The 12,604-nt window shown below is 66.7% G+C and carries 16 protein-coding genes; 7 read left to right on the forward strand and 9 right to left on the reverse strand.

The genetic code is table 11. The features are described from left to right. Positions 1-2 precede the first annotated feature (2 nt). Both xth and ACSQ24_RS10600 read right to left on the reverse strand, forming a co-directional pair. On the reverse strand, positions 3-782 hold the full coding sequence (xth, locus tag ACSQ24_RS10595; protein WP_436094631.1) for an exodeoxyribonuclease III: 780 nt from the start codon (positions 780-782) through the stop codon (positions 3-5). Between the two features lie 154 nt (positions 783-936). After that, positions 937-1,194 carry a hypothetical protein gene (locus ACSQ24_RS10600; RefSeq protein WP_436094632.1) on the reverse strand — a complete coding sequence of 86 codons (258 nt, stop codon included), beginning with the start codon at positions 1,192-1,194 and terminating at the stop codon, positions 937-939. 255 nt (positions 1,195-1,449) lie between these two features. On the opposite strand from ACSQ24_RS10600, the gene ACSQ24_RS10605 reads away from it, so the two are divergent. Continuing rightward, positions 1,450-1,902 carry a universal stress protein gene (locus ACSQ24_RS10605; RefSeq protein WP_436094633.1) on the forward strand — a complete coding sequence of 151 codons (453 nt, stop codon included), beginning with the start codon at positions 1,450-1,452 and terminating at the stop codon, positions 1,900-1,902. Between the two features lie 98 nt (positions 1,903-2,000). Here the strand turns inward: ACSQ24_RS10605 and ACSQ24_RS10610 are convergent, their stop codons facing one another. Then, positions 2,001-2,450: a BA14K family protein gene (locus tag ACSQ24_RS10610; RefSeq protein WP_436094634.1), complete on the reverse strand. Its 450-nt coding sequence runs from the start codon at positions 2,448-2,450 to the stop codon at positions 2,001-2,003. A 213-nt stretch (positions 2,451-2,663) separates the two neighbouring features. Here ACSQ24_RS10610 and ACSQ24_RS10615 point away from each other — a divergent pair, with 213 nt between their 5' ends. Next, on the forward strand, positions 2,664-3,233 hold the full coding sequence (locus ACSQ24_RS10615) for a TIGR00645 family protein (protein WP_436094635.1): 570 nt from the start codon (positions 2,664-2,666) through the stop codon (positions 3,231-3,233). Between the two features lie 160 nt (positions 3,234-3,393). Here ACSQ24_RS10615 and ACSQ24_RS10620 read toward each other — a convergent pair whose 3' ends face one another. The 4 genes from ACSQ24_RS10620 to ACSQ24_RS10635 all read right to left on the reverse strand — a co-directional run bounded on the left by ACSQ24_RS10620 (position 3,394) and on the right by ACSQ24_RS10635 (position 6,627). Further along, positions 3,394-4,899 carry a helicase HerA domain-containing protein gene (locus ACSQ24_RS10620; protein ID WP_436094636.1) on the reverse strand — a complete coding sequence of 502 codons (1,506 nt, stop codon included), beginning with the start codon at positions 4,897-4,899 and terminating at the stop codon, positions 3,394-3,396. A 146-nt stretch (positions 4,900-5,045) separates the two neighbouring features. Further along, on the reverse strand, positions 5,046-5,417 hold the full coding sequence (locus ACSQ24_RS10625; protein ID WP_436094637.1) for an Atu4866 domain-containing protein: 372 nt from the start codon (positions 5,415-5,417) through the stop codon (positions 5,046-5,048). 11 nt (positions 5,418-5,428) lie between these two features. Next, positions 5,429-5,890, reverse strand: a complete 462-nt coding sequence (locus tag ACSQ24_RS10630; RefSeq protein ID WP_436094638.1) for a carboxymuconolactone decarboxylase family protein — start codon at positions 5,888-5,890, stop codon at positions 5,429-5,431. A gap of 11 nt (positions 5,891-5,901) precedes the next feature. Continuing rightward, a complete protein-coding gene (locus ACSQ24_RS10635) occupies positions 5,902-6,627 on the reverse strand; it encodes an SDR family oxidoreductase (protein WP_436094639.1) in 726 nt (241 codons plus the stop codon). A gap of 119 nt (positions 6,628-6,746) precedes the next feature. Here ACSQ24_RS10635 and ACSQ24_RS10640 point away from each other — a divergent pair, with 119 nt between their 5' ends. Next, positions 6,747-7,682, forward strand: a complete 936-nt coding sequence (locus tag ACSQ24_RS10640; protein WP_436094640.1) for a LysR substrate-binding domain-containing protein — start codon at positions 6,747-6,749, stop codon at positions 7,680-7,682. A gap of 138 nt (positions 7,683-7,820) precedes the next feature. Beyond that, positions 7,821-8,534 (forward strand): DNA helicase, encoded by a 714-nt coding sequence (locus ACSQ24_RS10645; protein WP_436094641.1) that lies wholly within the window; start codon positions 7,821-7,823, stop codon positions 8,532-8,534. A gap of 177 nt (positions 8,535-8,711) precedes the next feature. Here ACSQ24_RS10645 and ACSQ24_RS10650 read toward each other — a convergent pair whose 3' ends face one another. Next, complete coding sequence (locus ACSQ24_RS10650; RefSeq protein ID WP_436094642.1) at positions 8,712-8,993, reverse strand: YARHG domain-containing protein; 282 nt, start codon at positions 8,991-8,993, stop codon at positions 8,712-8,714. A 365-nt stretch (positions 8,994-9,358) separates the two neighbouring features. Between ACSQ24_RS10650 and ACSQ24_RS10655 the strand changes: the two genes are divergently transcribed. Continuing rightward, positions 9,359-10,147: a DsbA family protein gene (locus ACSQ24_RS10655; protein ID WP_436094643.1), complete on the forward strand. Its 789-nt coding sequence runs from the start codon at positions 9,359-9,361 to the stop codon at positions 10,145-10,147. A 104-nt stretch (positions 10,148-10,251) separates the two neighbouring features. Here ACSQ24_RS10655 and ACSQ24_RS10660 read toward each other — a convergent pair whose 3' ends face one another. Beyond that, entirely contained in the window at positions 10,252-11,208 is a 957-nt protein-coding gene (locus tag ACSQ24_RS10660) for a GlxA family transcriptional regulator (RefSeq protein WP_436094644.1), read from the reverse strand. A gap of 121 nt (positions 11,209-11,329) precedes the next feature. On the opposite strand from ACSQ24_RS10660, the gene ACSQ24_RS10665 reads away from it, so the two are divergent. After that, positions 11,330-11,938, forward strand: coding sequence for a cysteine hydrolase family protein (locus ACSQ24_RS10665; RefSeq protein WP_436094645.1), 609 nt, complete (start codon positions 11,330-11,332; stop codon positions 11,936-11,938). A gap of 190 nt (positions 11,939-12,128) precedes the next feature. Beyond that, positions 12,129-12,587 carry an acetyl-CoA carboxylase biotin carboxyl carrier protein gene (gene accB, locus ACSQ24_RS10670; protein WP_436094646.1) on the forward strand — a complete coding sequence of 153 codons (459 nt, stop codon included), beginning with the start codon at positions 12,129-12,131 and terminating at the stop codon, positions 12,585-12,587. Positions 12,588-12,604 lie beyond the last annotated feature (17 nt).

Here is a 12,604-nt window from a genome sequence, read left to right on the forward strand (position 1 = left end):
GCTCAGTTCAGCTCGATCAGCACCGGCACATGATCCGACGCCTTGTCCCAGCCGCGGACATGCTTGGCGATCGAGACGGCGCCGAGCTTGTCGGCCGCCTGCGGCGAAAGCAGCAGATGGTCGATGCGGATGCCGTTGTTTCGCTGCCAGGCGCCGGCCTGATAATCCCAGAAGGTGTACAGGCCGGGCGCGTCGGTGGTGGCGCGCAAAGCCTCGGTGAAGCCGAGGCTCTGCAGCTTGCGGAAGGCGGTGCGGGTCGGCGGCAGGAAGAGCGCATCGCCGGTCCAGGCGGCGGGATCGCGCGCATCGCGCGGCTCGGGGATGACATTGTAGTCGCCGGCGAGCACCAGCGGCTCCTCATGCGCCAGCAGCCCCTTGGCGTGCACCGCGAGCCGCTCCATCCAGGCGAGCTTGTAGGGGTATTTCTCTGTATTCGGCGGGTTGCCGTTGGGCAGGTAGATCGAGGCCAGCCGCACCACGCCGTCGCCATGCGGCAGCACGCCTTCGAGATAGCGCGCCTGCTCGTCGCCATCATCGCCCGGCAGGCCGCGTCTGATATCCTCGAGCTTGCTGCGCGAGATGATGGCGACGCCGTTGAAGCCCTTCTGGCCGTGGATCGCGACCTGCCAGCCGGCCTCCTCGATCTCGGTGCGCGGGAAATCGGCATCGACGCATTTCAATTCCTGCAGGCAGAGCGCGTCGGGCTCGGCCTCCTTGAGGAAGGCGAGCACATGCGTCAGGCGCTGGCGGATCGAATTGACGTTCCAGGTGGCGATGCGCACGGGGCCGACTCCGGATTCTGCAAGTGCCGCACCATAAGAACCCAGGCGACCGCCAAGGCAAGTCAGCAGCCTCACCGAAGAGGCGACATCACTTGCTGGCCCCAACCGGAAGGCGGGTAGCTTGCCCGCTCGCGGGGGCGACGTCGGCGCATTTTTAGTCCCTGCGGCTGCTCGAAACGGTGCGAGCGTTCTCAGCATCCGATTGCAGGTCCGGTCCGGTGCCCGGATGGTTCAACTCCCAGACGCGGACCGCGTCCTTGAGCGCCATCAACTCGCGGTAGGTGCTTCCATCCTGCACCGAGAGCGCCTTGATGCGGTGCGTCGCGAGCGCATAGTCTTCAACTGTCTCGATCGTGAACGTGGGTGGATCCGACCTGCAGGATTCCGGCCCGTGCTCGATTGTCGTTTTCATGGGCGACCTCCGAATGAGGGAGCATCCGGTAGATTGTACTCCAAACGAAAGAGCTTGCGTTTGCCTCAAATCAAACCAACGCCACATCAGGGAGGCGGCTACGGGCGGCGGCGCTAGACCCGCCTGCGGGGCCGGCGCGAGGAGCACGGATTTGCCAGCGCGGTCTGGGCAGGCCTGCTTGTTGGCCAATCCATACCGTTTAACCCACCGATGCGAGCTTCGGGCCGACGGCGGCACGGATAGATGGAGCCGACCATGTACAAGCAAATTCTCATATCCACAGACGGATCGGAAGTTGCCCAGAAGGGCGTGAATCATGGCCTGGCCTTGGCCAAGAGCGTTGGCGCCAAGGTCACCATCGTCACGGTGACAGAGCCCTTTCCGATCTATGCAGGTGCCGCCGCCGGTGTCGGGTGGGCGCCTCCGCCGATGGAAACGGCGGAGTATCAGGCAAGACAGAAGAATGCGGCCGAGCAGACACTGGCCGATGCCAAAGCCGCGGCGGATCGGCTGGGCGTCGACGCCGAGACTGTTCATGTTCCCGAGGCTCACCCCGCCGAGGCGATCGTCGAAACGGCCAGCAACCGCCATTGCGGCCTCATCGTCATGGCCTCACACGGCCGACGCGGGATTCGCCGTCTTCTACTCGGCAGCCAGACCTCGGAGGTGCTCTCCAATAGTGCCGTTCCCGTCCTGGTGGTCAGGTAATGCCGGTGTCGAGGACATGGGCGCGGTCAGCGCGATCCATTCATTAAAAAGGCCTCTCCCTGCGGAGAGGCCTCGAAGCGGTCCGAAGTGCCCGGCGCTTACGGGCAGGCGCGGACCACGCCGCCCGAGCCGATATAGGTTCCCGTCTCGGGGTCGTAGGTGCGGAAGCGGCGCGAGCAATAAGCGATCGCATCTCCATCCGGCGCGGCGTAGACGGGCGCCGGCGCTACGTAGACGGGCGGCGGCGGTGCGGCATAGACCGGACCGGGCGCGAGCAGGGCGCCGGCGGCGAGAGCGCCGAGTGCACCGGCGGCGATGCCGGCACCGACGGCTGCGCCGCGATTATAGCGATAGCCCCGGCCGTAATAGCCGCCGCGATAGCCATAGCGCGGGCCGTAATAGCGGCGATACTGCACCTGCTCGACGAGATTGGTCGTGCCGGCGGTGGCAACTGCGGCCGCAGCGGGCGCAAGCGGCGCGGCGGCCGCCGGCGTGGCGAGGGCGAAACCGCCCGCAAGCGCGGCGGCGATCATCGTCGTCCTGATCATCTCGAACTCCTTTTCCCTCCCGGATGGGAGGATTTGCCGGGCGCGCTTAGCGATAGCGCCCGAAGCTGTGACCTCAGCGTCGGAAGTAGACGCAAAACACGGCGGAATTTCAACAAATTCCTCGGGCAGGAGGCGCGAACCGGGTTGCATGGCGCCGTTTTCGGTCCCATCTGGCTAACCCTTGACGCACGCATCAACCCGACTGGGAGCCCTATGGCCACCGCTGATCCATCCGACCTTCCCGCCAACGCGCCGCTGAAGCCGCTGCCGATGGTGATCTTCGCCTCGCGCTGGCTGCAGGTGCCGCTCTATCTCGGCCTGATCGTGGCGCAGTGCGTCTATGTCTTCCTGTTCCTGAAGGAACTCTGGCACCTGGTCGCCCACGCCTTCGATTTCAGCGAGCAGCAGATCATGCTGGTCGTGCTCGGCCTGATCGACGTGGTGATGATCTCGAACCTGCTGATCATGGTGATCGTCGGCGGCTACGAGACCTTCGTCTCGCGCTTGCGGCTGCAGAACCATCCCGACCAGCCGGAATGGCTCAGCCACGTCAACGCCTCGGTGCTCAAGATCAAGCTCGCCATGGCGATCATCGGCATCTCGTCGATCCACCTGCTGCGGACCTTCATCGAGGCCGGCAACATCGGCGGGCCGACGGCGACGAACTACACGACCACGGGCGTGCTGCTGCAGACGCTGATCCACACCATCTTCATCGTCTCGGCGCTCGGCATCGCCTGGGTCGACCGGATGACCCTCAGCGGCACCAGCAAGGGGCATTGAGCTCATCCGTCATTCCGGGGCGCCGCGTAGCGGCGAGCCCGGAACCCATGAACATGGGGTGAGCGAAAGGGCGCAGCGAGCGCCGCGCCCTGTTCTGCTCGGTTCGCGGTTATGGGTTCCGGGCTCAGGCCTATCGGCCTGCCCCGGAAAGACGGCGCGTTCACCCCCGCGCGCGCCGCGGCGGCAGGCCCTTGACCAGTGGCGAGGCGAGGCCTGGCGCGGTCTCGACGCCGAGGGTCGGCAGCGCGAGCGTGCGCTGGCCGCGGAAGTCGACATGGCAGACGAGGAGGCCGCGCTCCTCGATGTAGCCGATCAGGCGGCGCGCCCGGCTCGGCGAATGGCTGCCATAGGCCTCGGCCAGCTCGGCATCGGACGGGCAGGGCGCCCCCTCGATCGCGCTACGGGCGATGAACAGGAAGAGCCCGTGCAGGTCTTCCGGCAGCGTCTCGGCCGCCGTCAGCGCCTTTTCCCAGGCCTCCGACGATAATACCGCTTCGCTCGCTCCGGCGCGGGCGACGGCGAGGCGCTTGCGGAAGGCGTCCAGCCCGGTCTCCGGCCCGCTGACGCGGCGCATCCGGCAGCGCACGGTGAAGTCCTGGTAGAGTACGGCGACCGGACGGTCGCGCGCTTCGGGATCGTCGAGCAGTTCGTTCAGGATCTCGACCAGCGCCGCCGCGCGCTCGGCCGGGTCCATCTCGATCTCGGGCTCGGGCGGCGGCACCGGCTGATGGGTCTCGATGCGGCGGATGATCTCGGGCGCCACCGCAGCCCGCGGCCGCGGCTGACGCGGCCAAGGGGCAGGGGCGGCCTCGCCTTCGCCGGCGGTGAAGATCAGCTTGCTGGCATCTTCCGGCGCCTGATCGGGCAAGGGTAAAAGGCCCGGCGCGCCGCCGCGATCGACCGAGGCGACCGGGCCGATCCTGACCGGCAGCGGCTTCTTCGACAGTGCCGGACCGAGCGCGACGAACTGGCCGCGCTCGAGATCGCGGAACATCTCGGCCTGCCGCCGGTCCATGCCGAGCAGATCGGCGGCGCGCTGCATGTCGATGTCGAGGAAGGTGCGGCCCATCAGGAAGTTCGAGGCTTCCGCCGCGACATTCTTGGCGAGCTTGGCGAGGCGCTGCGTCGCGATCACACCGGCGAGCCCGCGCTTGCGGCCACGGCACATCAGGTTCGTCATCGCGCCGAGCGACTGGCGCCGCGCCTCGTCCGAGGCCTCGCCCGCCATGACCGGCGCGAAGAGCTGCGCTTCGTCGACCACGACCAGCATCGGATACCAGTGGGCGCGGTCGATCTCGAACAGCCCGCCGAGGAAGGCGGCGGTGGCGCGCAACTGCTCGTCGGCGTCGAGTTCCTCGAGGTTGAGCACCACCGAAACGCGGTGCTGGCGCACGCGTAGCGCGATCTTCTGCAATTCGACCGGGCTCGCCGTACCGTCGACCACGACATGGCCGAACTGGTCGGCGAGCGAGACGAAGTCGCCCTCGGGATCGATGATGGCCTGCTGGACCAGCGGCGCGCTCTGCTCGAGCAGGCGGCGCAGCAGATGCGACTTGCCCGAGCCGGAATTGCCCTGGACCAGGAGCCGCGTCGCCAGCAGTTCGGCGAGGTCGAGCTCAGCGGGCTCGCCGCTGCGCGTCGACCCCATGTCGATGCCCGTCTTCATGCCAGCCAGCGTGTCGCCTTGAGGTCCCCGCGGCCCGCCCCGGAGCGGGACGAGCGAGCGGGGTGGTCTAGCACGCGGGCGCGAGCACGCTGGTGCTGCCGGTTGCCGCATCCACAACAAATGCGCGGCAACTTCGACACCTCATGTCAGGGGCGGCGGCGCAGGATCATGCCGCCATGATGCAGCGTATCCGCATCGACGAAGGTGCCGTCGGCGGTGAAGCCGGTGTCGTCCCAGTACTCGATATAGCTGCCGGTGACCTTGTAGCGGCCGCGATAGGCGCTATCGCGATTGCCGCGTGCCTCATCATAGCGGTCGTTCGGCAGGAGGTTGTGCCGGACATTGCCGTCGGCGGTGACCCACATGCCGACATAGGGGTGGGTCTGCGGGCTCTCTGCTGCCGCGGCTCGGGCAATAGTCATGCGGGTAAGTCCTTCTGGTCCGGTCTTGATGGTCGTGGTGGCAAGGCCGACGCCGGCGGCCAGCAGCAGCAAGGCGTTCACGAGCAAGCGGGTCATGATCGTTCGCCTCACTGCTTGCGTCGCTCGGCGAAGAGCTCCGACAGTGTCTGGGAGGCCGCGATCGCCCGCGAGATGCGGGCCGGCACGGTGATCAGGTAGACGATCTCCTTCAACTGCTCCTCGGGCACGCCGATGTTGAGGGCGTAGCTGGCGTGCACCTTCATGAAGGCGGTCTGGCCGGTCGCCGCGAACGCCGCCACCGCGGCGAGCTGGCGCGTCCGGCTGTCGAGGCCGGGCCGCGACCAGACATCGCCGAGCGCATAGGCCTCGGTCGCCTCGGTGAGGAAGGGGAATTCCGGCCGCATGTGTTCCAGCGCCTGCTGCGGCGCGCCATTGTTCAGGCTGCGCACGACGGCCTCGCCGCGCTTGCGGCGCTCCTCGCTCGACTCCGCGATGGAAGGAGCGGGCATCACCGCGATGGCGAAGGCCGTGGCTGCGGCGCGCAACGGGGACCGCATCGACATGGTCATGGTGTTCCTCCTCAGCGGGTGGCAGTGGGACGGATGACGATCTCGTTGACGTCGACATCGTCCGGCTGCTCGATCGCGAAACGCACCGCGCGGCCGATCGCGTCCGGTTGGAGCGCGATGGCGCGATAGCTGCGCATCAGCTCTGCCGCGGCCGGATCGGTGATGGTCTCGGCGAGCTCGCTCTCGACCACGCCGGGATGGATGCAGGTGACGCGCAGCTCGGCGTGTTCCTGGCGCAGGCCGTCCGAGATCGCGCGCACGGCGTATTTCGTTGCGCAGTAGACGGCGGCCGTCGGCGAAACGGCGAGTGCGCCGATCGAGGCGATGTTGACGATCTGGCCGGAGCCGCGCGCGACCATCCCCGGCAGCACGGCGGCGATGCCGTAGAGCACGCCCTTGATGTTGACGTCGATCATCCGGTCCCACTCGTCGACCTTCAGCGAGGCCATCAGCGAGAGCGGCATGATGCCGGCGTTGTTGACGATGACGTCGACGCGGCCGAAGGCCTCGCGCGCTGCGTCGGCAAAGGCCGCGACGTCGGCGCGATCGGTGACGTCGAGCCGGCGGGTGCGGACCTCGCCGCCCTTCGCCGCGATCTCTTCTGCGAGTGCGTCGAGCCGGTCGGTGCGGCGCGCGCCGAGCATCAGTTTCGCTCCGGCTGCCGCGAGCTCGCGGGCGATGCCGGCGCCGATCCCACTGGAGGCGCCGGTGATGAGGACGACCTTGTCGAGAGCCATATCCGTCTCCGTCTGGTGTTCGGTGGAACCGCGTCAGTGCGGTTGCCCGAAAGCTAGGAGCAGGCCATTGTCGCGATAAGCCGCCTATTTCTTTCCAGTCTGGAGAGTTTTACTAACCAATGGAGATGGACCTCAACGCCCTCGCTGTGTTCGCGCTCGTTGCCGAGGAACGGAGCTTTCGCGGCGCGGCGGGCCGTATCGGCGTCACGCGCTCGGCCGTCAGCCAGACGATCAGGAAGCTGGAGGAGCGGCTCGGCATCGCGCTCGTGCAGCGCACCACGCGCAGCGTCAGCCTGACCGAGGCGGGCGAGCGCCTCCTCTCCGACCTCGGCCCCGCGCTGTCCGACCTGCGCGCCGCCGTCGAGGCGACGCGGGATCTGCGCGCCGGTGCGCGCGGGCGCCTGCGCCTCGCGGTGTCGTCGATTGCCGAGCGCTTCCTGTCGGGGCCGTTCCTCGCCGGCTTCGCCGCGGCCAATCCGGAGGTCGAGCTCGATATCACGGTGACTGACGAGGAGTTCGACATCGTCGCCGCCGGCTACGATGCCGGGGTCAGGCTGGGCGAGGTCATCGAGCAGGACATGATCGCCGTCTCGATCGGCGGCGCGGAGCGCCAGCTAGCCGTCTGTGCGCCGAGCTATCGCGAGCGCTTCGGTGTGCCGGAGCATCCGCGCGAGCTGGCGGCGCATCGCTGCATCGGCTGGCGGCCGGGGCCGAAGCTGCCGCCCTATCGCTGGGAGTTCGCCGAGGATGGCAAGGAGTTCAGCGTCGCCGTCGCGCCGGAGATCACCACCAGCGACATGGCGTTGATGATCAAGCTCGCGGTCGCGGGCGTCGGCATCACCTTCGGCATGGAAGAGAGCTTTCGCCCGGCGATCGCGCGCGGCGAGCTGGAGCCGCTGCTGCAGGAGTTCTGCCCGTATTTTGCGGGCTTCTATCTCTATTATCCGAGCCGGCGTACCGTGGCGCCGAAGCTGCGCGCCCTGGTCGAGCATCTGCGCGGCTTCAATTGGGATCGGCATGAGGCGACGGCACGGGCGGCATCGGTTATGATCTGATTCTAGGCGCTGCCCGCGCCTCCTCCCTCCAATCGGGAAGCACGTTGCCGTGCAGGGTCTATCCGATCGTCGAACCGACTGTTCGAGCGCTGCGCATAAGGAGGGGTTGCGGAAACGGCTCGCATCAGGAGGTCATCGATGAAGCTCACCGCACCCGTCTATCGACTGAAGCGCCAGGCCAAGGCGTTGTCGCGCCAGGAAGGTATCCCGCTCCATCTCGCGCTCGACCGCGTCGCCATCGGCGAAGGTTTTGGCGCCTGGAGTCTGCTCGCGGCCAAATCGGCCAATTCGCTTTCGGCCGATGAGTTGTTCGCCCGCCTGGTGCCCGGAGACCTGCTGCTGATCGGCGCGCGGCCGGGGCACGGCAAGACGCTGCTCAGCCTCAGGCTCGCCATGGAGGCGATGAAGGCGGGCCGCCGGGCGGTGTTCTTCACGCTGGAGTACACGGCGAAGGATGTGCTCGGTCGTTTCCGGGCGCTCGGCGCCGATCCGGCGCAATTCGAGGCACTGTTCGGCTTCGACGATTCCGACGCGATCAGCGCCGGTCACATCATGCGCTCGCTGGCCGAGGCGCCACGGGGCACGCTGGCGATCGTCGATTATCTGCAACTGCTCGACCAGAAGCGCGGCAATCCCGAGCTGATGGTCCAGATCCGTGCGCTCAGGGTCTTCGCCCAGGAGAGGGGCGTGATCCTGGCCTTCATCTCGCAGATCGACCGCTCCTACGATCCGGCGACGAAGCCCTGTCCGGACCTTAGCGACATCCGCCTGCCGAACCCGCTGGATCTCTCGCTGTTCAGCAAGACCTGTTTCCTGAACGAGGGCGAGGTCCGTTTCCAGGCGGCGAGCTAGCAGTGGTCCGATAAGCCGGAAGCACTTTCATACCGAGTAGAATCGTCATTGCGAGGAGGCGTCAGCCGACGAAGCAATCCAGGGCCGGCCGCGCTCTACGTCCCCTGGATTGCTTCGCTTCGCTCGCAATAACGACTCAAACCAGTCGAAATCGCTTGAAACGAAGCAAGAAACGCCTCAGCGCGGGCAGCGGCTCGTGCGCTCGGCGCGCTGGATGTCGGCGACGACGCGGCGTTGGGTCGCCGAGAGCGGCACGTCCTCGACATTGTCGTACTGGCAGCCGGCATTGCCGAAAGCACTGATGCCGCGCTGGGTGCGGAAGCAGTAGCCCTGGGCCTTGTAGATTTCGTTGCGCTGGTACCAGAGGTCCTCGCAGCTCTGGGCCGCCGCAGGGGTCGCGGTCGCGAAGAGCGGCAGGGCTAGCCCGAGGGCGAGGGCAGGGATCAGCAGCTTCGACATGACGACCTCTTGCGGTTGCGCGTTATCTGTCGCCCTGCCTTGCGGGCGCGACAAGCCTTTTCGCGCTTTGCCATGGCAGGATCACGATCCTGTTGCAGGAACGCAGGGTCGCTCCGCTGGCAAAGCTGTGAATTGACGCTGCCGCGCCCGCGGAGGAGAAGGATCGCCAGGTCATGCAGCCCCTTCGCCTTCAATCCCCCGTGTTTTGCCAAGGACGATGATCGCTCATACGAAAGCGGGCCGGGTCTTGGCCAAATTGCCGCAGGAGTGGCCTGGGGCACTGCGCGCCCGTGACATGGTCGGGTATGTTCCTCCCGACAAACACCGATAGTGCGCCGAGTCGCGCTCTGGAAAGGACCGTCGTCATGATCTTCTCTTCGCTGCGCCGTCTGGCGCTCGCCGGCATTGCCGCCTGTGCGCTCGGCGTCGCCGTCGCGCCGGCCCAGGCCCAGGCCCAGGGGCTCTCGGCCGAGCAACGCACGGCCGTGGTCGAGCTGATCAAGGAGACGCTGCTCAAGAATCCGGAGCTGATCCAGGAGGCGATGGTCGAGCTCGAGAAGCGCAATCAGGTCGCGCAGGTCGAAGCGCAGCGCAACGCGCTTGCTGCCGAGAAGGCCAGCCTGACCGATCCCGCGACCTCGGTCATCGCCGGCAATCCGCAGGGCGACGTCACCCTGGTCGAGTTCATGGATTACAATTGCGGCTTCTGCAAAAGGGCGATGGAAGACGTCCGTGCGCTCGCCAAGGACGATCCCAAGCTCAAGGTCGTGATCAAGGACTTCCCGATTCTCGGACCGGACTCCGTCGAGGCGAGCCGGGTCGCGATCGCGGTCAAGAACCAGCTCCAGGGCCAGAAATACTGGGACTTCCACCTCAAGCTGATGGCGACCAAGGGCCGCATCAACGGCGCCAAGGCGCTGGAGATCGCCAAGGACGCCGGTGCCGACATCGAGCGCATCAAGAAGGAGATGGATGCTCCGGCGACGCGGGCGGTGATCGAGCAGACGGTCGCGCTCGGCGACCGGCTCGGCCTGACCGGCACCCCGGCCTTCATCGTCGGCGACGAGGTGGTGTTCGGCGCGGTCGGCCAGGCGGCGCTGAAGCAGAAGATCGACGCCGTCCGCAAATGCGGCAAGACGACCTGCAGCGGCTGAGGCTGCGAGCCGCTATCCCGGAAGGCGAGGCGATCCAGATGTTAAGCTGGATTATCTCATCTTATTGACGAAATTCGAGCGGCCGCTCCAGATCGCCTGTCGATCTAGGCGGCCGTTTTTCTGAACTGCCTGCGATAGCTCGCCGGCGAGATCGAGAACGCCCGGCTGAAATGCTGCCGGAGCGACACGGTCGAGCCGAACCCGGCCATTTCCGCGATCTGCTCGATCGAGCAGTCGCCGGTTTCGAGAAGCCGCTGCGCCTCGGCGAGGCGATGATTCAGCAGCCATTGGACGACTGTCACGCCCGTCTTCTGCTTGAAGCGGCGTGTGAAGCTGCGCAGGCTCATTCCGGCGCGCGCCGCCAATCGGTCCAGGCTGAGCGGCTGGTTGAGATGCGCGAGCGCCCACTCCAGCGTTGACGAGAGCTGATCCGGATTGCCGAAGGCGGGCAACGGGCTCTCGATGTATTGCGCTTGCCCGCCATGCCGATGCGGCGCGACCACCAGCCGCCGGGCGATGCGATTGGCGATCTCGGCGCCATGGTCACGACGGATCAGATGCAGGCAGCAATCGATCGCGGCGGCCGTACCCGCCGAGGTCAGGATATCGCCGTCGTCGACATAGAGCGCGTTCCGATCCAGCCGGACCCCCGGATAGGCTCGCTCGAATTCATCGGCCCAGGCCCAATGCGTCGACGCGGTGCGGCCATCGAGCAGGCCGGCGCGCGCCAGGACGAAAGTCCCGAGGCACAGTCCGACGATTCGCGCTCCGCGCGCATGGGCTGCGCGCAGGGCATCGAGCAGGATGTCGGATGGCTGATCGATTGGATCGCGCCAGGCCGGAACGATCACGGTATCGGCCTCCGCCAAGGCGGATAGATCGTGCTGCACGCTGATCTGAAAGCCGGAGATCGTCGGAATCAGTCCGGATTTTTCCGCGCAGATCAGCAGGCGGTATCGCGGCGCCCCCAGCTTCAACAGGTCGTCCCCGAAGACGATGCAGGGGATCGAGAGATGGAAGGGGATGACCCCTTCATAAGCGAGGACGGCGACGGTGTGCATGGAAGGGCCGGTCGTCAGAGGAGTTGGCCGAATTCTATCACATATTGTCTTTCCGGCCACTTTCGCAAAACCGGCAACTCGTCAGTCTTGGGCGGCAAGAGACACGGCAAAGGAGCCAGCCATGACCCAGACCATTCGAACGATGATCGGCGCGAGCGCCCCCGAAACCCTCGCTCCGGCGACGACCGCATTGCTGGTCATCGATTTCCAGAAGGAATATTTCGACGGTCGCATGCCGATTCCGGACGGAGCCAAAGCCCTGGCCAATGCCAGGCGGCTGATCGACAAGGCCGACGCGTCCAGCATCCCCGTCTATCACGTCCAGCACGTGACGCCGGCCGGCGCGCCCATTTTCGCCGAAGACGGCGAGACGGTCGCGTTTCACCCGCTCGTCACGCCGGCGTCGCACCATGAGACGGTCAGAAAGAGCTCGGTCAGCGTTTTTCCGACCACCGATATCGACACCCGGCTCAAGGCCCGCGGCGTGACGACCCTGATCGTCAGCGGGTTAATGACCCATGCCTGCGTGGCTGGAGCGGCGCGCGATGCGGTCCCGCTCGGCTACGACGTCATCGTCGCTGCCGATGCCTGCGCTACACGCGACATCGTTGGGCCGGGCGGGACGGCCGTACCGCATGCCGAGCTGCACCGGTCGTCGCTGGTGGCGCTCGCCGACACCTTCGCCGACGTGCTCGACACGGACGCGATTCTCGCGCTGCCGGGCGCCTAAGGAGGGTGCGAGCCCCGTTTCGCCTTGGACGGGGTACCTTTCGCCCTTTTCCTGATCCTCGGTTCCGGGTAAAGACGCGCGACATCGCGAGGCCGCCGGCTTGATCCGGCGCCATTCCTTCGCATATGCGCATCCCCTTCGGGACCTTGCCGTCCCGCCCATCGAGCTCACGAAGACGGTGAAATCCGCCATGGCGACCAAGAGCCCCATCGATCCCGAACTCGTGCGCGAGATGGCGCAACTGATCAACGAGACCGATCTGACCGAGATCGAGGTGCAGAAGGGTGACCTGCGCATCCGCGTGGCCCGCACCATCACCGCGACGGTGATGGCGCCGGTCGCGGCCCCGCCGGCCATCGCCGCTGCGCCGGTCATGGCTGCGGCACCGGTCGAGGCCAAGAGCGCCGTTGCCCATCCCGGGACGGTCAATTCCCCGATGGTCGGCACCGCCTATCGCCGGCCCTCGCCGGAAGCCAAGCCTTTCGTCGAGATCGGCCAGGAGGTGAAGGCTGGCGAGCGCGTGCTGCTCGTCGAGGCGATGAAGACCTTCAACGACATCGTTGCGCCGCGCGCCGGCAAGGTCGTCGCGCTCTTCGTGGAGGACGGCCAGCCGGTCGAGTACGGCGAGCCCCTGCTGGTGATCGAGTGAGGATTCATCCGGGCGGG

Source organism: Allobosea sp. LjRoot237 (genome assembly GCF_964253285.1).
Lineage (GTDB): Bacteria > Pseudomonadota > Alphaproteobacteria > Rhizobiales > Beijerinckiaceae > Allobosea.